The 24,261-nt window shown below is 66.6% G+C and carries 16 protein-coding genes; 7 read left to right on the forward strand and 9 right to left on the reverse strand.

The genetic code is table 11. The features are described from left to right. The first annotated feature begins 375 nt into the window (after positions 1-375). From DN387_RS05290 to DN387_RS05315, 6 genes are all read left to right on the forward strand, one after another. Complete coding sequence (locus DN387_RS05290; RefSeq protein ID WP_054914486.1) at positions 376-930, forward strand: phage tail protein; 555 nt, start codon at positions 376-378, stop codon at positions 928-930. 29 nt (positions 931-959) lie between these two features. Continuing rightward, on the forward strand, positions 960-1,517 hold the full coding sequence (locus DN387_RS05295) for a phage tail protein (protein WP_043861238.1): 558 nt from the start codon (positions 960-962) through the stop codon (positions 1,515-1,517). A 35-nt stretch (positions 1,518-1,552) separates the two neighbouring features. Continuing rightward, on the forward strand, positions 1,553-2,092 hold the full coding sequence (locus DN387_RS05300; RefSeq protein ID WP_043861237.1) for a phage tail protein: 540 nt from the start codon (positions 1,553-1,555) through the stop codon (positions 2,090-2,092). Next, positions 2,085-2,630, forward strand: a complete 546-nt coding sequence (locus DN387_RS05305; protein ID WP_054914485.1) for a GNAT family N-acetyltransferase — start codon at positions 2,085-2,087, stop codon at positions 2,628-2,630. Before DN387_RS05300 ends, DN387_RS05305 begins: the two co-directional genes overlap by 8 nt. A 120-nt stretch (positions 2,631-2,750) precedes the next feature. After that, positions 2,751-8,021: a putative Ig domain-containing protein gene (locus DN387_RS05310; RefSeq protein ID WP_254506021.1), complete on the forward strand. Its 5,271-nt coding sequence runs from the start codon at positions 2,751-2,753 to the stop codon at positions 8,019-8,021. Positions 8,022-8,160: 139 nt separating this feature from the next. Then, the gene (locus tag DN387_RS05315; RefSeq protein WP_054914483.1) at positions 8,161-10,158 is read left to right on the forward strand and encodes a U32 family peptidase; all 1,998 of its coding nucleotides are present in this window, start codon (positions 8,161-8,163) and stop codon (positions 10,156-10,158) included. A gap of 56 nt (positions 10,159-10,214) precedes the next feature. Here the strand turns inward: DN387_RS05315 and DN387_RS05320 are convergent, their stop codons facing one another. From DN387_RS05320 to ccsA, 6 genes are all read right to left on the reverse strand, one after another. After that, on the reverse strand, positions 10,215-11,915 hold the full coding sequence (locus tag DN387_RS05320) for an AMP-binding protein (protein ID WP_054914482.1): 1,701 nt from the start codon (positions 11,913-11,915) through the stop codon (positions 10,215-10,217). Between the two features lie 56 nt (positions 11,916-11,971). Beyond that, entirely contained in the window at positions 11,972-13,129 is a 1,158-nt protein-coding gene (gene peaD / locus DN387_RS05325; protein WP_082405698.1) for a quinohemoprotein amine dehydrogenase subunit beta, read from the reverse strand. A 31-nt stretch (positions 13,130-13,160) separates the two neighbouring features. Then, a complete protein-coding gene (gene qhpC / locus DN387_RS05330; RefSeq protein ID WP_054914481.1) occupies positions 13,161-13,484 on the reverse strand; it encodes a quinohemoprotein amine dehydrogenase subunit gamma in 324 nt (107 codons plus the stop codon). Position 13,485: 1 nt separating this feature from the next. Further along, positions 13,486-14,916 (reverse strand): quinohemoprotein amine dehydrogenase maturation protein, encoded by a 1,431-nt coding sequence (gene peaB / locus DN387_RS05335; protein ID WP_054914480.1) that lies wholly within the window; start codon positions 14,914-14,916, stop codon positions 13,486-13,488. A 72-nt stretch (positions 14,917-14,988) separates the two neighbouring features. Continuing rightward, the gene (peaA, locus tag DN387_RS05340) at positions 14,989-16,554 is read right to left on the reverse strand and encodes a quinohemoprotein amine dehydrogenase subunit alpha (RefSeq protein WP_054914479.1); all 1,566 of its coding nucleotides are present in this window, start codon (positions 16,552-16,554) and stop codon (positions 14,989-14,991) included. A 192-nt stretch (positions 16,555-16,746) separates the two neighbouring features. Next, the gene (gene ccsA / locus DN387_RS05345) at positions 16,747-18,933 is read right to left on the reverse strand and encodes a cytochrome c biogenesis protein CcsA (RefSeq protein WP_236171761.1); all 2,187 of its coding nucleotides are present in this window, start codon (positions 18,931-18,933) and stop codon (positions 16,747-16,749) included. A 303-nt stretch (positions 18,934-19,236) separates the two neighbouring features. Between ccsA and DN387_RS05350 the strand changes: the two genes are divergently transcribed. Next, positions 19,237-20,556, forward strand: a complete 1,320-nt coding sequence (locus tag DN387_RS05350; RefSeq protein ID WP_054914478.1) for a hypothetical protein — start codon at positions 19,237-19,239, stop codon at positions 20,554-20,556. A gap of 4 nt (positions 20,557-20,560) precedes the next feature. Here DN387_RS05350 and DN387_RS05355 read toward each other — a convergent pair whose 3' ends face one another. The 3 genes from DN387_RS05355 to DN387_RS05365 are packed head-to-tail and all read right to left on the reverse strand — an operon-like array spanning position 20,561 to position 24,261. Next, complete coding sequence (locus DN387_RS05355; RefSeq protein WP_054914654.1) at positions 20,561-21,865, reverse strand: NAD(P)/FAD-dependent oxidoreductase; 1,305 nt, start codon at positions 21,863-21,865, stop codon at positions 20,561-20,563. Continuing rightward, positions 21,858-22,538, reverse strand: a complete 681-nt coding sequence (locus tag DN387_RS05360; protein WP_054914653.1) for a hypothetical protein — start codon at positions 22,536-22,538, stop codon at positions 21,858-21,860. The genes DN387_RS05355 and DN387_RS05360 overlap by 8 nt, the downstream gene beginning before the upstream one ends. Continuing rightward, positions 22,528-24,261, reverse strand: a complete 1,734-nt coding sequence (locus tag DN387_RS05365) for an ABC transporter ATP-binding protein (protein ID WP_054914652.1) — start codon at positions 24,259-24,261, stop codon at positions 22,528-22,530. Before DN387_RS05365 ends, DN387_RS05360 begins: the two co-directional genes overlap by 11 nt.

Here is a 24,261-nt window from a genome sequence, read left to right on the forward strand (position 1 = left end):
CTGGCTACAGGGCACGGCCAGGTGCCCATGAATGCCGGGCGCGACGTGTGTCTGGCGCCAGATTACCGACAGCCGCCCCGCGTCAAACAATCGTTTGAAAAAAATCGTCGAAATACCCATTTTCAGTGATGGCAATGCGTCACTACCTCGCCTAGCATCAACCCACCTCCCGAGGGCCGCTTCGCCGGACCCTCTGCCTGTTATCGCAACCATGGAAGGAACGCTCATGAAGAAGCGCAGATGGAAGCTGGAACGGCCACAAGCCGTGATCGATAACCGCCTTACCTAGCTAGTCAGCTCTGCCGTGATTGTCACTCACTTGCCTGCAAGTGGGTTTTTTTTGGTGCCTGAGAAACATGATGGAGGTTTGTTCATATGGAACCTTTCGTGGGTGAAATCCGCCTGTTCCCGTACAACTTCGTGCCCAAGGGTTGGCTGCCGTGCGACGGACGCCTGTTATCCACCCAAACCAACGCTGCACTGTTTTCCTTGCTCGGCACCCAGTTCGGCAGCTCCGGCAACAACCTGTTTGCCCTGCCTGACCTGCGCGGGCGCACCGCGCTGGCCCGGAACAGCACCGGCACCCCTGACCCCGGCCTGAGCAATCATACCCAGGGCCAGTCAGCCGGCACCGAGAAAGAAACACTGCCCGCCGCCGCACTCGCCCAGCATACCCATGAGGTCTATGTATCCGATGCCCTGGGCAACAGCGGGCCGGCCGGTGCGTTCCCGGCCACCAGTGCCAACCTGGCAACCCCACCGGTCGCTTCGCGCAGCACCTACGTCAAGTTCGACAGTAGCAAGCAGCAAGCGCTCAACCCGGCAACGATTCAGCCCACGCCACCCCAACAGCCCCTGGACAACATGCAGCCTTCGCTGGTGCTGCAGTACTGCATCGCCAGTGTTGGCGTTTACCCACCGCGCCCGTGAACACGCTCCTTCACATCAAGGAATGAACCATGTCTGAAGCCTTTATCGGGGAAATCCGTCTGTTCGCAGGCAACTACGAGCCACAGGACTGGGCACTGTGCAATGGCCAGCTGTTGTCGATCCAGCAGAACCAGGTGTTGTTCACGCTGTTGGGCACCACCTATGGCGGTGATGGGGTCAACACCTTCGCCCTGCCCGACATGCGCGGCCGGGTACCGGTAGGCGCCGGCGCAGGCCCCGGCCTCACGCAGCGCAACCTGGGCCAGGCAATGGGCAGTGCACAGACCACCATTGGCGTGCAACACATGCCCGCTCACTCGCATACCTTTTACGCCAGCACGCAGTTGGCCGATGCCGCCTCGCCGGTCGACACCCAGGCACCGGCCTCGCGCACACTCGGGGTGTTCACCGCGCAAAGCTCGACCAAGGGGCTGTACAGCAACGGCGGCACCAACCCCAACGTCACACTGAACTCCGCAGCAGTGTCGGTGGCGCCAGGCGGCGGGCAACCACATGCCAACCTGATGGGCAGCATGGCGCTCAACTACATCATCGCGCTGGCCGGGATCTACCCGTCGCAGCAGTAAGCCCACCCCTCTCTGAATCAAGGAAAGAGCATTCCATGGACGCTTTCTATGGTGAAATCAGGCTTCTGCCCTACAGTTTCGTGCCGCAGAATTTTCTTCCCTGCGACGGGCGTTCGTTGTTGATCCAGCAGTACAGCGTGCTGTTTTCGGTGATCGGCAACCGATTCGGCGGCGATGGCAAGACCACGTTCATGCTGCCCAATCTTAATGGTCGTGTGGTGATGGGAGCCGGCCAGGGTACCGGGTTGCCAAACGCAGCCTTCGCCAGTACCGCTGGCGCCGACAAGGTAGCGCTCAATTCCTTGAACTACCCGCCACACAACCATGGGTTCACCGCGCGCGATGGTACCGAGCCGGACCAGAGGGTCGACATCCCGAGCACCACCACCTACCTGGCCCAGCCACGCAACATCAACCTGTACAACACTGTGGGCACCACGCAGACGCTGGCCGAAGGCAGCATGACTGACGCCGGCACTGGCAACGGCAACATCGAGCGCAACCTGATGCAACCCTACCTGGCGCTGGCGTACTGCATCTGCGTCGAAGGGGAGTACCCGATCCGCAATGACTAGCCTCGAGCGCCTGGCCCGCCTGTTGCCATCGTCGTTCGATCCCGGCCTGCGCCTGCAGGCCGAGGCGGATGACGGGTTTCTGCGCGCGCTGTTCGTGACGCGCCGCTGGGAAGAGGTGCGTGCCGCACCAGGGTGGACCGACGCGCAGCGGGTCGCGTTTCTGCACGCCCAAGCCGAGCTGCAGCAACGCCACTACGCCCTGCACTATCGCTCGGCCGAATTCCTGTTGCTGGAGCACCAGGGGCAACCGATCGGCAGGTTGTGCCTGCAGGTGGACGCCAGCGAAGTGCGGGTGGTCGATATCGCCTTGCTGCCTGCCTGGCAGGGCAAGGGGCTGGGCAGCACCCTGCTGGCTGCGGTGCTCGCGCTGGCCGACGGCCAGCACACGCGCTGTGCCCTGAGTGTGGAGCCGTTCAACCCGGCGCGCCGGCTGTATGCGCGCCTGGGCTTCGAGGTAGTTGGCGAGCAGGGCTTGTACCTGCAGATGCAACGGCCACTGACGCAGACCTGTGCCGAGGGTGCCCACATGGAACCCTGACCACGCCGCCGTTACCTCCACGCTGCAAAACCCGCACTGCCAGTCACGGCATACGGGTTGTTCCGATGACTCTTGACCCGCGCCGCAAGCGAGTAATACCGCTACCTGGCAGGAAGCCCCATGAACAGATCCCTGATTGACCTTCGTCACCGCATGGCCCGCAGCATTGCATTGCTGGGCCTGATGCTCGTCTCGCTGCTGCTGTGCGGCCAGGCCAGTGCCGCCCCGACCCTTGACCCCGCCAGTGGCACCGCCCTGCTGGATGTGGCGGTCAACACATCGATGCAACCTGTCACTATCACCGCAACCGGCGACGCGTCGATCTTCGAGTGGTACGAATGTGATCAGGATGACCCCAGCATGCCGACCAACTGCCTGCCGCCCGGTCTGGTTCTGGACACGTCGCCTGGAAGCGCGACCACCACCCTGCATGGCACCCCCACAGCCATCGGCAGCTACGATTTCTGGATTTCGGCCCTTGACAGCAACGACGTCGTGGGCAAGGCCCGTTACACCCTCAAGGTCACAGGCGCAACACCGCCCCTGACCCTGACCGCCGTATCGCCCGGCAGCGGCCCCGCCATCGGCGGCACCTCCGTGACCCTGACCGGCACCAATTTTGTCGGCGTCACCGACGTGACATTCGCTGGTGTGCCCGCTACCAACATCACCGTCGTTTCCCCGACCTCGATAACCGCCACCGTCCCCGCCTACACGGCAGGCCCGGTCAACGTGACGGTCACAACGGCAAGCGGTACGAGCACGCTGACCAATGGTTTCACCTACCTCGCCGTACCGACCCTGACCATCGCTACGCCCAATTCCGGCGCCACCACCGGCGGCAATCAAGTGTTTATCTCAGGCACAGGCCTGACCGGCACCACCAGCCTCACCTTTGGCGGCACGCCGGCAAGCAGCTTCACCGTCAACAGTTCGACATCGATCACCGCCATTGCGCCCGCGCATGCCGCCGGGCCCGTCAATGTCGTGGCCACCACGCCGGGGGGCAGTGCCACTTCGGTCAATGCCTATACCTACCTCGCCGTGCCGACCCTGAACACCGTCACCCCCAACTCAGGCCCCATCGGCGGTGGCACCAGCGTGACCCTCACGGGCACCGGCCTGACCGGCGCCAGCAGCGTCACCTTTGGTGGGGTATCGGCAACCGGCTGGACCATCAACAGCCCCACCCAGATCACCGCCACAATCCCGGCCGGCAACGCCGGCGTGGTCAACGTGAGTGTCACCACTGCCGCCGGCTCGGCGTCGTTGACCAATGCCTTCACCTACATTGCACCGCCGGTTGCCGGCCCGGTCAGCGCCTCTGTCGGCCACAACAGCAGCGCGAACCCTGTCACACTCAGCCTCTCGGGGGGCGTCGCCAGCAGCGTGGCCATCAGTACCTCAGCAAGCCACGGCACAGTAACGGCCAGCGGCACCAGCGTCACCTACACACCCACGGTCGGTTTTGCAGGCACGGACAGCTTCACCTATACCGCCACCAACAGTGCAGGCACCTCTGCCCCGGCGACCGTGACCGTTACCGTCGGTTCCCCGACCATCAACATCGCCCCTGCATCACTGCCTGCGGGTACTGCCGGTATCGCCTATAGCACCACCTCGCTGGCTGCCAGCGGGGGTAACGCGCCCTACGCCTTTTCGCTTGCATCTGGAGCCTTGCCCAGCGGCCTGACCCTGGCATCCAACGGCACGCTCAGCGGCACGCCGACCAGCAGCGGCAACTTCAGCTTCACGGCCAAGGTCACCGACGCGTTCAGCTACACCGGCACGCGCAGCTATACACTGACCATCGTTGCCGGCAGCATGGCCATCACCCCGGCGACATTGCCGGCCCCCATTTACAGCAGCAGCTACAGCCAACAGCTCACCGTCAGTGGGGGTGTCGCGCCCTACACCTTCAGCATCAACGGTGGCAGCCTACCGACCGGAATCGCCCTTTCCAGTACCGGTACCCTGACCGGAAGCCCCTCCAAAGCCGGTACTTACACCTTCAGCGTCACGGCGGTCGACAGCTCCAGCAACCTCACCAGCGTCAGTCAGACCTATACCCTCACCATTGCCACGCCCTTCATAGACATCACGCCGATTACCTTGCCCGCAGCTACGGTGGGCACGGGGTACAGCACGTCGATCAGCGCCAGCGGTGGGGTTGCACCCTTCGACTACGGTATCGCCTTCGGCGCGCTGCCTGCAGGAATGAGCCTTACCAGCACAGGCACCCTGAGTGGCACACCAACCACCGCCGGTACGTTCACTTTCGGGGTGCGGGCCAGTGATACCAACAGATTCACCGGAGTGCGTCCCTATTCCTTCGTGGTTGGCCAGCAAGCGCCGGTAGCCGCCAATATCAACCAAACCCTCGCAGCCAACAGCGGCGCCAGCACGATCAGCGCAAGCCTCAGCGGGGGGCCGACCACCAGCCTGGCCGTGGTGACACCCCCTGCACATGGCACCGTCAACATCACCGGGGCCACGGGTTTCACCTATACCCCGACCCCAGGCTATGCCGGCGTCGACAGCTTTACCTATACCGCCACCGGCCCGGGGGGGACTTCGGCGCCTGCCACCGTCAACCTCGCCATCACGCCGCCCACCGTGGTTATCGGCACGACCACACTGGCCAACGCCACCCAGAACGTGCCCTACACGGCCAGTATCAGTGCCAGTGGCGGCACCGCGCCGTACAGCTACACCATCGTTTCGGGCGCCCTGCCGTCCGGCATGACCCTGGCCCCGACCGGCAGCCTGGCCGGTACGCCAACCGCACCCGGCACCAGCAGCTTTACCGTCAGGGTGACTGACAGCCAGAATTTCCAGGCAAGCCAGGCGCTGAGCCTGACAGTCGTGGCGCAGGCGCCCGTGGTCGGCAACGTGTCGGCCAGTGTGGCCGCCAACAGCAGCAACAACCCGCTGACCCTGAGCCTGGGCAGTGCCCCGGTCACCAGCGTGACCGTGGCCAGCAACCCACAGCACGGTACTGCGCAGGTCAGTGGCACCAGCATCACCTACACCCCGACTGCCGGTTACTCGGGCATTGACAGCTTCACCTACACCGCCACCGGCCCGGGCGGCACCTCGGCACCTGCCACGGTGAGCGTTACCGTTACCCCGCCAACCCTGGTGCTAAGCCCAGCGTCAGGCTCGCTGCCGCCAGGCACCGTGGGCACCGCCTACAGCTTCGGCCTGGGTGCCAGCGGCGGGATGGCGCCGTACAGCTATGCCATCGGCGGCAGTCTGCCCAATGGGTTGACACTCAACACCTCGACCGGGGTGATCAGCGGCACGCCGACCGAGGCCGCCAACGCCACGCTGACCGTTACCGCCACCGATGCCAACGGTGCCACCGGCAGCCGTACGCTGAGCCTGACAGTCGTGGCACAGGCGCCCGTGGTCGGCAACGTGTCGGCCAGTGTGGCCGCCAACAGCCGCAACAACCCGCTGACCCTGAGCCTGGGCAGTGCCCCGGTCACCAGCGTGGCCGTGGCCAGCAACCCACAGCACGGTACTGCGCAGGTCAGTGGCACCCGCATCAGCTACACCCCGACTGCCGGTTACTCGGGCATTGACAGCTTCACCTACACCGCCACCGGCCCGGGCGGCACCTCGGCAGCCGCCACGGTGAGCCTCACCATCACCCCACCGACGCTGGTAATGAGCCCGGCCTCCGGCCCACTGCCGCCAGGCACCGTGGGCAGCGCCTACAGCTTCGGCCTGGGTGCCAGCGGCGGGATGGCGCCGTACAGCTACGCCATCGGCGCCGGCAGCCTGCCCAATGGTCTGCAGCTCGACCCGGCGACCGGGGTGATCAGCGGCACGCCGACCGAGGCCGCCAACGCCACGCTGACCGTTACCGCCACCGATGCCAACGGCGCCACCGGCAGCCGCAGCATTACCCTGGCGATCGCCGCCCAGGTGGTCACCGTGGTGTCATCCAGCGAGGCGCTCAGCCCCGGTGCTGTCGCCAGCGTCGACCTTACCCGTGGGGCCACCGGAGGGCCGTTCCTGCGCGCCCGCGTGCTGTCGTTGAGCCCAGCGTCAGCCGGGCATGCCAGCCTGACATCGGTGGCCCCTGCGCGAGCAGCGCGTGCCGCCCTGTCCGGTTTCAACCTGCGCTTCGTGCCTGCCGCTGCCTTTGCCGGCACAGCAGTGGTCACCTTCAGCCTGGAGAGCACCAGCGGTGCCAGCGCGACCGGCACCGTGACCTTCAGCGTGCAGGCACGTCCCGACCCCAGCAAGGACGCCGAAGTGATCGGCCTGCTCAACGCGCAATCGCGCGCAGCGGATCGTTTTGCCAGCACCCAGATGGACAACTTCAACCGGCGCCTGGAGCAACTGCACCGCCCTACCTGTGACCGCAACTCGTTCAACGCCAACGTTCAACATGGCCGCGACAACCTCGGCCTGGGCAGCCTGGGCAAGGCGCTGCGCGACGAGCTCGAAGGCAACGGCAAGGGCAATGACGACGAGGACGCGGACGACACCCGTCGCAAGCAGCGCGACACCGCCCGCGCCACCTCCGGCGAGTGCGTCGAAGAGGCCGTGGCCTACTGGACCGATGGCTTCATCAACACCGGTTCCAACCGCGCACGCGGCGCCAAGGACAACAGCTTCGTCACCTACGGACTGAGCGCCGGCGTCGACTATCGCCTGTCGCCAAGGGCCGTGGTGGGCATCGGTTTGGGCTACGGCAACGACCGCGCCGACATCGGCGAGCAGGACACCCGCAGCGAGGCTGACGCCCTGGGCCTGGCGGCGTACCTGAGCGTCAACCCGCTGTCGGAGATCTACATCGATGCACTGCTGGGCTACAACCGCATCCGCTTCGACTCGCGCCGCTACGTCACTGCCGACCCGTCCAACGGCTATGCCCATGGCTCGCGCGACGCCGACCAGCTGTTCGCCTCGCTGACCGCCAGCTACGAGTACCGCGAAGGCGCCCTGTCGCTGGCGCCGTACACACGGCTGAACGCCAGCTTCACCAAGCTGGACGACTTCAGCGAACGGGGCGGCGGTATCTACGGGCTGTCGTACGAACAACAGCGCCAGCGGACCTTCACCTCGTTCCTGGGCGTGCGCAGCGGCTACGACATCCAGACCGGCGCCGGCGTGCTCACGCCGCGGGTCGGGCTGGCGTGGGGTCACAACTTCAGCCACAGCGACGACTACCGCATGCGCTACACCGACCAGACCAACGACGGCGTGCTGTATCACCTGTCACCCGACCCGATGGACAGCAACTTCGTCGACCTGGACCTGGGCCTGGACTTCAGCCTCAGCCAGAGCTGGCGCCTGGGCTTCTCGTACAAGACCGCGCTGGCCACCGACGAGCGCAACGAGATGTTCCGCATCGGCCTGGACGGGCGCTTCTGACCCCTGCCCTGGCGCCCCTTTGCCGGCCTCACCGGCGAAGGGGGCTGGTCAATCTGCATGACGCCTGTCGGCAAAGGTGCCGACAGCGCGTTGCGCGGCTACAATGCGCGGCTACCGTGACCAGCCAGACTAAAAAGACATGTCCCTACCCAAGCATCACCTGGAATTGCTCAGCCCCGCCCGCGACGTGGCGATTGCCCGCGAGGCGATCCTGCATGGCGCCGATGCGGTGTACCTGGGTGGCCCGAGCTTCGGTGCCCGCCACAACGCCTGCAACGAGGTGAGCGACATCGCCGGGCTGGTGGAGTTTGCCCACCGCTACCACGCGCGGGTGTTCACCACCATCAACACCATCCTGCACGACAACGAGCTGGAGCCGGCGCGCAAGCTGATCCACCAGCTGTACGACGCCGGCGTCGACGCGCTGATCGTGCAGGACCTGGGGGTGATGGAGCTGGACATTCCGCCCATCGAGCTGCACGCCAGCACCCAGACCGACATCCGCACCCTGGCACGGGCCAAATTCCTCGACCAGGCCGGCTTCTCGCAGCTGGTGCTGGCCCGCGAGCTGAACCTGCAGGAAATCCGCGCCATCGCCGACGAAACCGACGCGGCCATCGAGTTCTTCATTCATGGCGCGCTGTGCGTGGCGTTCTCCGGGCAGTGCAACATCTCCCACGCCCAGACCGGACGCAGTGCCAACCGTGGCGACTGTTCCCAGGCCTGTCGCCTGCCCTACACCCTCAAGGACGAAAAAGGCGGCGTGATCGCCTACGAGAAGCACCTGCTGTCGATGAAGGACAACAACCAGAGCGCCAACATCCGCGCCCTGGTAGAGGCTGGCGTGCGTTCGTTCAAGATCGAGGGCCGCTACAAGGACATGGGCTACGTGAAGAACATCACCGCCTACTACCGCCAGCGCCTGGACGAAGTGCTCGAAGACCGCACCGACCTGGCCCGCGCCTCCAGCGGCCATACCGCGCACTTCTTCGTGCCCGACCCGGACAAGACCTTCCATCGCGGCAGCACCGACTACTTCGTGAGCGAGCGCAAGATCGACATCGGCGCGTTCGATTCGCCCACCTTCACCGGCCTGCCGGTGGGTGTGGTGGAAAAGGTCGGCAAGCGCGACCTGCAGGTGGTCACCCATGCACCGCTGTCCAACGGCGACGGCCTCAACGTGCTGGTCAAGCGTGAGGTGGTCGGCTTTCGTGCCAACATCGCCGAGGCCAGGGGCGAGTTCGACGAAGACGGCGAAAAGCGCTACCGCTACCGCGTAGAGCCCAACGAGATGCCCAAGGGCCTGCACCAGCTGCGCCCCAACCATACGCTGAGCCGCAACCTGGACCACAACTGGCAGCAGGCGCTGCAGAAGACGTCGGCCGAGCGCCGTATCGGCCTGGGCTGGGTCGCGCAGTTGCGTGAACACGGCCTTGAGCTGACCGCCACCAGCGAGGAAGGCATCAGCGCCAGTGCCACCCTGCCCGGCCCGTTCGGCCCGGCCAACAAGCCGGAGCAGGCGCTGGAGCAACTGCACGACCTGCTCGGCCAGCTGGGCACCACCCAGTACCACGCCACCGGCATTCGCCTGGATGCGCCGCAGGCGTACTTCATTCCCAACTCCCAGCTCAAGGCGCTGCGCCGCGACGTGATCGAGAGCCTCACCGCCGCCCGCGTTGCCGCGCACCCGCGCGGCAGCCGCAAGGCCGAGACGGTGCCGGCGCCGGTATACCCCGAGTCGCACCTGTCGTTCCTGGCCAACGTGTACAACCAGAAGGCCCGCGACTTCTACCACCGCCACGGGGTCAAGCTGATCGATGCGGCCTACGAGGCCCACGAAGAGCCCGGCGAAGTGCCGGTGATGATCACCAAGCACTGCCTGCGCTTCTCGTTCAACCTGTGCCCCAAACAGGCCAAGGGCGTCACCGGCGTGCGCACCAAGGTTGCGCCCATGCAGCTGATTCACGGTGACGAGGTACTGACCCTGAAGTTCGACTGCAAGCCGTGCGAGATGCACGTGATCGGCAAGATGAAGGGGCACATCCTCGACCTGCCGCAGCCGGGCAGCGTGAAGCACATCGTGGGCCATATCAGCCCCGAAGACCTGCTCAAGACCGTGCCGCGCGGCACGCACTGAGTGCCGCACGGGTGGTCATGCGCCCTGCATGACCGCCCGCACCCGGCGGCGCAGGCCTACCCCCTGCCCGCCAGCCGGCCTTGCCTGGCCAGGGTCAGTTCCTCGATGCTGATCTCGCGCATGCGAAACTTCTGCACCTTGCCGGTGACCGTCATGGGGAACTCGTCCACCAGGCGAAAGTGCCGCGGCACCTTGAAGTGGGCGATCTGCGCCCTGGCCCATTCGCGCAGTTCGTCTTCGCTGGCACTGTGTCCGGGGTGGAACTTGACCCAGGCCACGATCTCCTCGCCATAACGGCTGCACGGAATGCCGATCACCTGTACGTCGGCGATGGCCGGGTGGGTGAAGAAGAACTCCTCCAGCTCCCGCGGGTAGATGTTCTCGCCACCGCGAATGATCATGTCCTTGCTGCGCCCGACGATGCGCACATAGCCCTGCTCGTCCATCACCGCCAGGTCGCCGGTGTGCATCCAGCCCTCGTGGTCGATGCTCGCGGTGGTGGCCTCGGGGTTTTCCCAGTAGCCGAGCATGACACTGTAGCCACGGGTGCACAGCTCGCCGATCTGCCCGCGGGGTACCGTGAGCCCGTCGCTGTCCACCAGCTTGCTCTCCAGGCACGGCTGGGTACGCCCCACGGAGGTGACGCGCAGCTCCAGGTCGTCCTCGGCAGCGGTCTGCAGCGACACCGGGCTGGTCTCGGTCATGCCATAGGCGATCTGCACCTCGCTCATGTGCATCTCGTCGATCACCCGGCGCATCACCTCGATCGGGCAGGTAGCGCCGGCCATGATCCCGGTGCGCAGGCTCGACAGGTCGAATTCATGCCGCTGCGGGTGGTCCAGTTCGGCGATGAACATGGTCGGCACACCGTAGAGCGCGGTGGCGCGCTCCTCGGCAACGGCGCGCAGGGTGCTCAGCGGGTCGAAGGCATCTCCGGGGTAGATCATGGTCGAGCCATGGGTCAGGCAGCCCAGGTTGCCCATGACCATGCCGAAGCAGTGGTACAGCGGCACCGGGATCACCAGCCGGTCGTGCTCGGTCAGGCCCAGGCTCTCGCCGACCATGTAGCCGTTGTTGAGGATGTTGTGGTGGCTGAGGGTTGCCCCCTTGGGAAAACCCGTGGTGCCGGAGGTGTACTGGATATTGATGGGGTCGTGCCAGTGCAGGCCGGCCTGGCGCTCGGCCAGGGCCTGCACGGTCACCGCCTCGGCCATGCCTTGCAGGCCCGCCCAGGGCAGAAAGCCTGGGGGTGGTTGCTCGGCCAGGCTCACCACGCCGCGCAGGGCTGGCAGGCGCTGGCAGTTCAGGCTGCCGGGGGCGACGCTGGCCAGCTCCGGCACCAGGCCGAGGAGCATCGCGTGGTAGTCGCTGGTCTTGAACGCGTCGGCGCAGATCACCCAGTTGCAGCCGGACTGCTTGAGCGCGTATTCCAGCTCGCTGCTGCGATAGGCCGGGTTGATGTTGACCAGGATCACGCCGACCTTGGCGCTGGCGAACTGGGTGATGCACCACTGCGCGCAGTTGGGCGCCCAGATGCCCAGGCGATCGCCGCGCTGCAGCCCCAGGGCCAGCAGGGCCCGGGCGTGGCGCTCGACCTCCTCGGCCAGTTGCTGCCAGCTGTAGCGCAGGCCCTGGTGGCGCACCACCAGCGCTTCACGCGCGGCGAACCTGGCCGCGGTGGCGTCGAACGCCGCGCCGATGGTCATGGCGAGCAGGTCCTTGTCCTGACGCCCCTGGGTATAGCTCGGTTGATTCATGGTTGCCCCTTGTGATTGTTATGGGCCGGCGCAGGCGGTTGCCCGCCTGCGTTGAGTCAGCGGGTGAATACCTGTGCGGTACCGGTGGCCATGTCGCCGCCTGGCAGCTTGATGTTCGCCACCAGCTCCAGGCTGTCCGGGTCGTACACCGCCACGTCGTTGAAGGTGCCGGTCAGGTACAGCTTGCTGCCGGCCTTGTCGAAGCTGATGCAGTAGTACGAATGCGCCAGGTTCGCGGCCTTGATCAGCTTCTGCTGCTTGATGTCGTACTTGGCCAGGCGGTTGAGCACGCCGAACATCTGGTTGGGGTCCTTGGGCGAGCGCATGCCGGTGAAGTACACCTCGGTGACCGGGGCAAAGTCCTGAACCTGGGTCTTGCCGGTGGTCAGGTCGACGCTGACGTAGCCGTAGACGAAGTCGGCGGTGTCAGCGTCCTGTTTCTCGTCCTTGTACTTGGCGGCGGTGTAGAGCAACGAGAAATCACGCCGGGCGGTCTGGTGAGACCAGATGTAGAGCAGGTCCGGCGGGCTGTACAGCGGGCGCTTCCAGCTGCCGGTGGGCAAGGCCACGCTGTACTGGCCGGTCTTCACGTCCAGCTTGTAGATGTCGCGCCCGGCCATGTACAGGCTACCGTCGTCCGCGGCCTGCATGATCGAGATCTGCCTCGGCACCTCGAAGGTGCGCAGCGGCTGGGCGTTCAACCCGGCGTCGGTGGCGTACACCTGCAGGCGCGGCGCCTGCACCGCATAGTGGTCGTTGAGAATCTGCGTGGGGTTGGCCACGCTGTACAGTTCCTTGCCGTCCGGGCTGACGGCGAGCGACAGCATCGACTTGGCCTGCTCGCCCGGCTTGAACGCCAGGCGCGCATGGAACACCGTCTTGCAGGTGTCCAGCTCGATGCCGTAGATATCGCCGTAGTGGTTGTTGAGCACGTAGGCGACCTTCTTGTCCGGCGCCACCTGCGCCGCGCCCGGGCCGAAGGCGTCGGGCATCTGGCAGGTCTTGTACAGCGTGTCGCTGGCCACGTCGATCAGGTGCAGGTTGTTGGGGTAGTTGGTGGCCAGCAGGTATTCCTTGCCCGGCTTGAGCGCAGGCCCCGACGCGTTGGCGGGTACGTCGCTGGCGGCGAAGGCCAGGCCGACACCGGCAGCGGTGCAGATGGCAAACAGACCCAAGCTCGTCGCGGCCATGCGGCCGATGAACTGAAGCTTCATAGCGGTATCCTTTTTTATTCTTGTCGTCAGGTCACTTGTCGTTCGGAAACACGGTGGTGAGGTTGCGCCAGCCCTCGTCGGAGCTTTGCGCGTCCTTGTTCCAGTCGGGGAAGGTGCTCATCATGTCCGGCACCTGGGCCGGCCACCAGCACGGGTCGGAGCAGCCATAGAGGTCGGCCTCCATCGGCTGGCACAGCGACGCCACCCCCCCGAACACGTCCACCTCCCAGCCCGGGTCGGTGGTGGCGGTGCACCCGGCCACGCTGCTCATTGCCACCACTTCCTCAAGACGGTCTTCGGCAGCGGCCTGTTCCAGAATCAGTGCCTTGTTGTTCAGCGGCTTCAGATGTTTCATGTCAGTGCGCCTTCCGCGGGGTGATGTAACTGCTGATGAAGGCCGGGTTGGCGGCCATGATGCGGCTGTAGACCTCGATGCCGAAGTCCACCCAGTCGCGCATCAGTTCGCAGTAGTGGTAGGTGGGATGGGTAGGGTCGCCATAGCGGGCGTAGCTTTCGTGGTAGCAGCCGCCGGAACACAGGTTGCGAATGTGGCAGGTGTCGCAGCCGGTACCGCTGCGGTCCAGGCGCTGGGACAGGAAGTCGTTGAGCTCGGCTTGCTTGACCTCGCCGTGCACGTTGCCGAAGGTCGGCAGGCTGGAACCGGTGAAACGGTGGCACAGGTTGAGCTCGCCCTTGTGGTCGACCGCCAGCATTTTCAGCCCGGCCCCACAGGGCAGCGCCTTCTTGTGGCCTTCGTGGATGTCGGTGACCAGCTGGTGCAGGTTGGAAAAACCGATGTTGCGGTGCTCCAGCGCCGCCTCCAGGTAGCGCCGGCCCAGGGCCTTCATGTTGGCGAACACCTCCACCAGTTCGTCGCCGGTGAGGTTGAAGTCGGACATGTCGCCCGAGGTGACCGGCGCAAAGCCGACCTCGGCAAAGCCCAGCTCGTTGAACAGGTGGTTCCAGATGGTCTCCACGTCGGTGATGCCACGGGTCAGCGTCACCCGCGCGCCCACCGGGCGGCTGCGGTAGCGCGACAGCAGCAGGTCGACCTTGCGCCGCACCACGTCGTAGGTGCCCTGCCCGCCCACCGTGATGCGGTTGCGGTCGTGCACGGTCTTGGGCCCGTCGATGCTCACCGACAGCCCGAAGCGATGGGCATTGAGGTAGTCGACGATCTCTTCGGTGAGCAGCGTGGCGTTGGTGGTCATGATGAATTCCACCTGCTTGCCGGCCTCGGCAAAGCGACGCTCGCAGTAGTTGACCATGTGCTCGATCAGCGGGCGGTTGGACAACGGCTCGCCGCCGAAGAACACCACGCTGTAGCGCTCCTCGTCGGGCGACTCGCGCAGCAGCATCTCCACCGAGGCCTCGGCGGTGTCGGCGCCCATCTTCTTGCCGGCCGAGGGTTTGTCCAGGTCTTCCTTGTAGCAGTAGGTGCAACTGAGGTTGCAGCCGGTGTTGACGTTCAGCACCACGGTGTTGAGCGCTGTGCGCTCGACCCGACTGATGCCCAGCTCCGGGGTCAGCGGCGAGCCGTCGTTGACCACTTCCAGCGCGATCAGCTCGCGCAGGGTCTCGTTGACGTCCTGCCCGGCGAAGCGTCCGGCCAGACGCAGCACCAGGTCTTCGCTGGTGCAGCTCTGCACGCGCAGGGCGTCGATGATGCCGCCGGTAACGTCATCGGTGGCGAACAGCGAGCTGCTGGGGATGTGGAACAGCATGCGGTCGTCGTCCACCCGCACTTCGTGCAGGTTGCGTTCGACCAGATTCAATAATGCACCCATGGTGACCTCCGCAAATGTGACGATTCGTCGTGGCAAAGCCGGGCGAGACGCGCTCGCCCACCGCCTTCGCGGTCAGGGCAGCGGCGGGCTGTTCCAGCGCTGCACCGTGACGATCAGTTGCCCTTCGCCTTGCAGGCCACCCTCCTCCAGCTGGGCGATCACCTTCAGGTTGCCGACGTTGTTGGCCATCATCCTGCGCTGCGGGTTCGGCCCGGCGCCGGCAGGCAGGAACACCCCGTCGCGCTGCATGGTGCCGGCGAACTTCACGTCCTCGTCGTCCCTGGCCTGCTCGTTGAACGGCTCCACCGTCCATTTGGCCGGCAGGTAGCCGATGCGGTAAGGCTGGCCATCGGCGCCCTTGCCCCACGCCTCGGCCTCGAAGCGGCCCTGCACCTTGGGCGTGGTGCCGCCGTTCTCGCCGATGCGCGCCACCGAATACACCGGCACCACCTTGACCTCGGCGACCTCGGTGTACACCGCAAGGTCCACGCCCTTGAGCGCACCCAGGGCCACGTTGCGCAGCCCCGGCGCGGCATCGGCTGCCGCCTTGACCTTGACCCGCAGCAGCTGCGGGGTACTTTCCAGCACCTTGACCACCTCAACGCCTGCGCCCAGGTCCGGGGTGCCGGACAGGCCGCTGCCCACCAGGGTCAGCTCGGCCTCGTTGCCGGCGCGGATGAACGCCGGCTGTACCGCCAGCAGGCGGGGGTTGTCCTGCCTGGCCGCGCTGAAGTCCAGGCCGCGCTCGTCATGCTCGGTCTCGAACATGCGCCCTTTCATCTCGCCGTTCAGGGCCGCGAATACCTGATGCATGCGCACATCGCCGATCTTCAGGTTGCCGCGCCATTCGTAGCCGTTGTATACGATGGCCGAGCCGCTGCCATTGAACGGCGTGCCGTCGGCATACTGACCCTTGACCTCGATGTTGAAGGTGTCGCCGCTGTCGTGGGTCACGCTCATCACGCCGCGCACATCGCCCCTGGTCATCATGTGGCCGCTGAAGCTCCACTGCCCCGGCAGTGCATCGGCGCCCGGCTTGCTCTTCTGCCAGTCGCTCCAGGCCTGACTCTCAAGCGGGTAGTCCTTGGCCAGCTGGGGCGCCACTTCGTTGCGCGCCAGCCCCAGCCAGTCGCGGTCGCGGGACATCATCTGGTATTCCAGCGACGGCCAGCGCCCCAGGTGGAACTCCACCAGGCGTTCCCACTCCTGCAGCGGCCGACGCTGCAGCGCCACCCGCGCGCCGGAGTGACAGCGGGCACACATCTGGTTGAGGGGTTCGTCGAACTTCTCCACGGTGTTCAGGCGCCGCTCCATCGCGTAGCGCATGCCATCGGTCTCGCTGGGTGCCAGCCCCTGCCTGTCGGCCAGGTACTTGACCACCGAGCGACGGTCTTCATCGCTGATCTTCACGCCGTACATCAACTGCATGCGCGCAATGCTCATCAGCCAGCCTTCGGGGGTCTTGCGCTGGTGGCTGATGCGGCTCAGGGCGTCGTTGCCCTCGGGGGTATGGCAGGCCATGCACTTGGCATTGAGAATCGCCTTGCCATCTTCGGCCACGGCGGGGGGCAGAACAGCACAGGCCAGCATGGCCAGGGTGCCGGCACTCAGGTAATGCCAGAGTCGTGTTGTCTTCAAGGTCAGGCCTCCACGGTATTGTTTTTATAAATCGTCCGCGCCCGGCGAGGGGCTGTACTGCACATCTGACTCACACCAAGCAGAGTGCATGCCAACAAAATCAATTCCTTGTTTAACAAATAGTTAGTGGATACTCCTGATAAACAACATTGATTCAAGCGCTGCCCGGGCGTGCAATTTCGCGATGACTGTCTAACTCTGAGACAGCTGAGACCACTGCCTGGCCGGGTGAGCCTGGCCCGGCAGCACCAGCATACCCAGCACCATCGCCAGCAACCCCAGCCACACCAGCGACACGAACGGATAGCGCCGTACCACGATCACCCCCTGGATCGCGTCGCCACCGTCCAGCGTGCCGGCGGCCGTCATCAGGCGTGGCGAGGCCGGTACCCATACCTGCAGGTCCTGGGCCCAGCCGCGCACGATGAAGGGGTGCAGCACATAGCCCGGGTCGCCCACATGGCGTGCATAACGGTAGTCGAGGATTTCGCACAGCTGTCGCACCGGGCCCTGATAGGCCGGCGGCAATGCGCGCCGGTCCTGGAACAGCGCGTGCCCGGCGATGACCTGGTCGTCGCTGCGCAACTGCACCTGCGCCACCGCCTGGTAGCCCGAGAAGTTCTGCTGGCTGCTTACCGGCAGCACGCGCACCTGCAACTGATCGGCCACCCGGTGCCAAGCCTGCGGTGATGAAGCCGGGGCAATATTGATGGGCATGTAGGTATTGAGTGCCGTGGCCAGCAGGCCACCGGCCAGCGCCACCATCGCCCCACCGTGAATCAGCGCCAACGGCGCCGTATGACGCAGGGTGCCGAGCCGGCGGCTGCGCCACAGTACCCGCATGCCCCAGGCCAGGCACGCCAGCAGCAGGAACATTCCGGCCAGCAGGGCCGCATCCAGCCACGGCAGCACCTGCACGATGCGCTGGGACAGCACCCCTTCGCCGGTGTAGCGCGAGGTCAGCCAGGCACCGCGCCAGGCCGTCAGCGCCACCCACAGCGCCATGCCCAGGGTAATCAGGCCGGCATAGCGCGCCGGCAGGCTGCGCCGCAGGAACACCCACCCGCCGAGCAGCCCGAGCAAGCCGATGACGGGCATCAGCCACTTGCCCAGGGCATGGCCGTCCACGTCCCAGTGATCGAAGGCCCGGCGCAGACCGGCCAGCTCCTCGGCACTGGCCCACACGGCCAGGGTCTCGAAGAACGGCTTGAGCTCCGAGGCCTTCTCCAGCGCCAGCCACTGACCGACATGAGCGCCGAGCAGTTGGCCCACCGCCAGCAATGCGGCCACGGCGAACAGCCACATCGACAGGTCCAGCCCCCAGTCCGAAGCCGACCGGCGCACTGGGCGGGCCTGCGCCGCCGGCCGCCTGAACGCTCGCCAGGCAAACCACAGCATCAGGCCGAGGATGCCCCCCGCCAGCGCCAGGTGCCCCAGCCATGAAGTGGTACCGATATAGCGGTGTGAACTGGCCAGCACCTCGCTGCGCGTCACCGACATGGCGATGCAGGCCAGCGCGGCAGTCAGCAGGCTGAACAGCGGCAGCGCGCGCCAGTGGCGGCCCTGCGGCCGCCAGCGCCGTGCCCCGTGCAGTACCGCGCCGAGCATCGCCCACACCGCGAAGGCGGCTGTCTGCACCGGGTCCCAGTGCCATAGCTGGCCGAAGGTGAAGTCTTCGAGCGCCCACACCATGCCCATGCCGATGCCGGCGGTCAGTACCAGCCAGGCGCGCCTGCCGTAGGTACATGCCAGCGCACCGTAGGCGTCGCCGGTACGTGCCAGTGCATCCAGCGCAGCACCGGCCGGGGCGATGGCCCAGGCATAGGCGGCGATAATCAGCGGCGCGTGAAACGCCATCCAGATCGTCTGCAGGTGTGCGTTCATGCCCTGGCTCGCCTGGGCCGCCAGCCAGTCGGCCGGCGTTGCCGTGAACGGCCCCAACCCGGCGGCAGTGAGGGTGTACCAGGCCGCCACCAGCGCATTGGCGCGCCCGGCCCAGCCCGGCAGCGCGGCATTGCGCACGCCGATGCCCATGCACAGGGTTGCCAGCAGCAGCACGGTGCCTTCATCGCCGCCCCACAGGTTGGCGACCTTGAGGTAGGCCGGCAGCGTGGCGCTGCTGTACAGCCAGATGTAGCGCAGCTGGAAATGGTCGGCCAGCAGGTGCATCACCAGGCTCAGGCACGCCGCACACAGCCCCACCAGCGCCAGGCGCCAGAGTATCTGGCGCAGCCGGGCGCGCACGGCGCCCAGTACCACCAGCCCGGCAATCAGCACCAGCAGCAGGTTGCCCACCTGGGGCAGCCACCACAGCAGCGCGCAGCACAGCAGCAGCCCCAGGGCCGGTGGCCAGCACGTATCCCATCGCAGATCGCTCACGACGCCCACTCCTTCTTGTTGTTGTGCAAGCGGCCATACAAGTACTGCGCCAGGCCAGGTTTCACCTGCCAGAACAGCAGCTTGGCCGGTTTCAAGGCATCCTGGGAGTGCGTGCGTGTGTGCCGTTCTGAGACAGTCGATGGGCGGCTGAGACAGTACGGCCCGCCTCGATCTCGCCGGGCTGGGAGACAAATCGCCGACATTTCATCGGGTTGCACGCGTCGTGCAGGCATGGCGCAGTAGTTGCTTGGGCCGGTGCAGCTCGCTGCACACCTTCGATAACAACAAGAAAGGAGCACACCGATGATTCGAGCCGCCCGCACGCCCTTGGCGCTGACGCTTGCCCTCATGGCCTGCAGCGCCCAGGCCCACGAGCTGTACAACAACGAGGGCCGCGTGCTGAACGCCGACCTCGAGGCCCTGTTCGGCGTATTTCACAGTGACGAAAGCTACGCGGTGGGCGGCAACCGTCAGCCCGGCAGCAGTGCCTGGCGCGAGGGCTACATCAAGTATGGGCTGAGTGCGAGCCAGGCACTGGGCGCTGCGGGCACGGCCTACGGCGCGTTCAACCTGGTCAGCTCCGGTACCTGGGGCGACGGCGACGCCGCCGGCCTGACCCTGGGCAGCGAACGGCGCACCGGCGTCGAGGATGCCTACCTGGGCTGGCGCTCCGGCGACCTGTTCCCGGCGCTGGGCAAGGACGGCGTGGACGTTTCCGCCGGCCGCCAGACGCTGACCCTGGGCGACGGCTTTCTGATCCAGGGTGATCCGGTCAACCTTGGCAAGGTCGACCTGGGCGCGAACTTCAACCGCGGCGGCGCCTATTACCTGGCCGCGCGCAAGGCCTTCGACCGCACGGCCGTACTGCGCCTGGGCGGCAGCGAGGGCCTGCGCGGCGACCTGATGTGGCTGAAGTCGGACAACCATTACCAGGCCGATACCGAGCTTGCCATCGCCAACCTCGAACAGGTGGGCGAAGCCGGCACCCTGGGCATTTCATGGATTCGCGGCCTGGATGTCGACCGGCGCTATGCGTCGATCCTGGGCCTGCAGGAGCGCGATGGCATGGATACTGTCAGCCTGCGCGGGCGCGGCAGCCTGGGGGTCAAGGACCTGGAGGTGGCCGCCGAATACGTGACCCAGGACAAACGCAGCGGGCGCGAGAACGCCTGGTACCTGGAAGGCGCCTGGACCTTCTCCGAGGTGCCCTGGAGCCCGACCGCCACCTACCGCTACAGCCGCTTCTCGAATGCCTTCGACCCGCTGTTCTACGGGGCCAGCCGCGGCTACGGCACCTGGTTCCAGGGCGAGGTCGCGGCCAACTATGCCGGCCCGTTCAACAGCAACAGCCAGGTGCATCACGTGGGCCTCAAGGCCACGCCACGGGAGAACCTGACCCTTGGCGCGCTGTACTTCGACTTCGATACCCTGGACAAGGCGCGTGGCAACCTGGGTGGCCGCGAGCTGGACCTGTACGTGGAGTGGATGGTCAACGAGCACCTGCTGATCAGCCCGCTGCTGGGTTTCTACAAGCCTGATCGCAGTGCCGACAACGGCGGCCTGCAGCTGGGCAGCAGCGACACCAGCACCTACCTGCAACTGCTGGTGGGCACCTTTTTCTGAGGTGTCACACCGGGTACCCCTGCGCGGCCAGCCAGCCGCGCAGCCTGGCCTGTTCCGGCGCCGGCCTGCCGTGCAGCAGCCACTGCAATGGCTGACCGGCCTGAACCCCACGTACCAACGGGGCCAGCGGCACGCCGTCGAGGTGCCAGATACCCAGCGGCTGGTCGGGCCCCACCACCACCTCGGCCTGTTCGATGAAGCCGTGGCTCACCACCGGGCGCTGCTGCACCTGCCATTGGCGGAAGTCCCCGGCCAGGTGCAGTGGTTGCGCATCCGGCCACACCTGGCGCGGGCCCCAGAACGCTTGCCCGGCCTTGTCTGCCTCCTGGGCATAGAAATCCCGGCCGATGCGGGCGAAGCGCAGGAACAGCTGCTCGATACGTTCCTGATGAAAGCGCAGGGCCAGCGCCTGCTGCCCGGGGCGGCGCAGCAGGGTGTTGATCACTGCGGGCGCCTGCAGGGCCGAGGAAAGCGACTGGAAGATGCCGTTGCCCGACAGCGGGTCCACCGCCATGGCGGCGTCGCCGATGCGCAGCCAGTTGTGCCCCGCGCATGCGCCTGCCAGGATCGCCGTGCTGCTGCGCGCATGCACCGGCACCGCCTGCCCGGCCGCCGCGCCGAATACCTCGGCCACCAGTGCCGATTCGCCCCGACGCCGGACACAGTACTCAGGCAGGTGCGCCTTGCCCGGCAGACCGCCGGCGCTGCTGTCCAGGCTGATCTGCCAATAGCAGCGGCCATCGGCCAGGCGCGCCATCCAGGCCCAGCCGTCGGCCAGGCTCTGCACCGCCGACACCGGCTCGGCCGGCGCGCCCTGCCACACACTGAGCAGGCTGACGCTTTCGGGGCCGCGCAGGCGGCTCGCCGTCAACGGGGCCTGGCGCCCGCGTGCCTCCACCAGAAAATCGGCATGCAGCACCCGGCCATCGTTAAGCTGCACCTGGTGCGCGTGCGCCGTGCTGTGCAGTTTGCTCACCCGTGCTTCGATCAAGCCCACGCCGGCCCGGCGCAGGTCATCGCGCAGGGCGGCATCGAAGCGGCGGCGGTCCAGCAGGCATTCCTGGTTCAGCCATTGCTGCTGGCCGTTCCAGTGCACCTGGCGGCGCGCGGGCATGGCTGCCTGTTCCAGTGCGCTGCCAAGGCCGGCATGGCGCAGGCCGTCGAGCACCCGTTGGGACACGCCCTCCACCGCCTCGAACCGGCGCCAGTCACACACCAGCTCGACCGTGTAGCCCAGGCGCTGCAACCCCATGGCGCACGCCGCGCCTGCGGGCCCGGCGCCCAGTATCAGGATGCGCGGCTCAGCCATGCACGCCCCCACGGCGTTCTGCACCAATGAAGGCGGCCTGTTGGCGCAGATGCTCCAGTACCTGTTCGCGACCCGCGTTCGGCTGCGCCGTCAACAGTGCGCGCACCTGGCCGCACAGCGCCGCACTGGCCAGGCTCGCCCCCGCCACGCCGCTGGCCGGATCGACCGCAGCGCCGAAATCGGCCTGGGGCGTGTCGAGCCACGACCATTGGCCCAGCGCGCAGCGGGCATCGCCGGTTACCCGAATCACCCCCGGATAACGCGCCGGGTACACCGGCGCACCGCGCGCCGGGCTCGATGCGCACAGCAGCACCCCGGCCTCGACGGCCACGGCGCAGGCCGCACGCAGTACATTGCGGTCCTGCTGCAGGCCCAGGCTCAGGTTGACCAGCATCGCGCCCTGCTCCACCAGCCACAGCAGCGCCGCCGCCACCTGCAATGCCGAGGTCTGCCAGTGGCGGTCGAACACCTGCGCCACCAGCACCTCGCCGGCACCGCCCTGGGCCAGCAGGCAGTCGAGTACCCGGCTGCCATGCCCCAGGACATCGGCCTGCACCTGCCCCTCGCGCAACTCGCCGTGCTCCAGCCAGAAACGCCGGCCACCGGCGATAGGCCCGGCCTGATGCGCCGAGCACCCGCTGTCGATCACCCCGACACGCAGGCTAGTGCCCATGCCGCACGGGCTGCGGCTGTACACAGCGCAATTGCCCGTCCTCGAGGTGCAGGTGAAGGTCCGCGCCGTCCAGGGTGGACGGCCGATGGCTGATCAGGATGCGCGTGCGCCCGGCGAACAGCTGGTCGATGGCCGCGATCACCTCGCGCTCGGTGGCCTCGTCGACCGCCGAGGTGGCTTCGTCGAGCACCAGGATCGATGGCTGCTGCAACAGGGCGCGGGCAATCGCGATGCGTTGTTTCTGCCCACCGGACAACTGCTGCCCACGTTCACCCAGCGGCCCGTCCAGGCCCAGGGGCAGGCTGTGCACCAGGCTGTCCAGGCGCGCCAGGCCCACCACCTGTTCCAGTTCTGCACGGCTCGCGTCGGGCCGGCAGTAGGCCAGGTTCTGCGCCAGGGTGCCGCGAAACAGCACGATGTCCTGGCTGACCACCGCAATGCGCCGGCGCAGTGCCAGCAGATCGAGGTCGCGCAGGTCCTGGCCGTCGAGCAGGATGCGCCCCTGGTCCGGGTCGTAGAAGCGTTGCAGCAGGTCGATCAGGGTCGACTTGCCAACCCCCGAAGCGCCGCTGATGGCAACCTTGAGCCCGGCGCCGATGCACACCCGGGCATCCTGCAGCACCGCGCCACGACGCTGCTCATGGGCAAAGCACACTCCTTCAAGGCGCAGCTCGCCGCCGCCGTCACGCATCGGCTGCGGCGCGGCCGGCTGGGTCACGCTGACCGGCTCCTGCTGCAACACCATCACCCGGCCCAGGCTCACGGCCATGCGCTGGACCGCCACGTACAGGCCCAACAGGCTCTGCACCGGCCCCACCGCCATGCCCAGATAAGTGGAAAAGGCAATCAGCGCGCCCAGTTGCCAGGTGCCCTGGATCACCCAGTAGCCGCCCACCAGAAACGCCGCGGCGCGGCACAGCGAGGTCAGGGTGCCCGGCACCGCCTGGGTCAGGAACTCGGTCACCTGCACCTTGAGCAGTTGCCCCATGTAGCCCTGGCCCAGTCGCCCCAGGCGCCCGGCTTCGCGCTGCTGCTGGCCCGCAGCCTGGATGAACTTCATCGCCGGCAGGGTCTCGACCAGAAACGACGAGACATCGGCCGAGCGTTCGCGCAGCTGGCGCACCTCGCGCTCGACCTTGCGCCGCATCCAGCGCAGCCACAGCACCTCGATGGGAATCAGCACCGCCAGCAGCAGGGTCAGCTGCCACGACAGCATCAGCATCAGGCTCACCGCGCCCACCAGGCCGATCAGGCTGGAAACCGCCGAAAACAGCGAATCCACCGCAAAACGCTGGATTTCCGCGACGTCGCCATCGAGCCGCGAAAGGATGTCGCCCAGCCGCTTGCGCCCGTAGAAGCTGGGCGACAGCTGCTGCAGGTGGCCATACAGGTCGTCGCGCAGGGCGAACAGGATGCGCCCCGACAGGCGCGTGTGCAGGTAGCGGTTGACCCCCGACAGCACGGTGCTCGCCAGCCCCACGCCAACCATGATCGCCGCCATGTGCCACAGCACCTCGAAGTCCTTGGCCAGCAGGCCCTCGTCGATCAGGGTCTTGACCAGCCAGGGCTGGGCCAGCACCAGCAGCGAGGCGCCCAGCGACAACCCCAGCAGCACGCCGATCGCCCGCCCGTGGGGCCGCACGAAGCCGTACAGCCAGGCCAGCGCCCGGCGCATCAGCTGCGGGTCGTCGGTATTGACCAGGCGCAGCAGCACTCGGCCCAG

It is taken from the genome of Pseudomonas sp. FBF18 (assembly GCF_024261405.1).
GTDB classification, from domain to species: Bacteria; Pseudomonadota; Gammaproteobacteria; order Pseudomonadales; family Pseudomonadaceae; genus Aquipseudomonas; species Aquipseudomonas palmensis.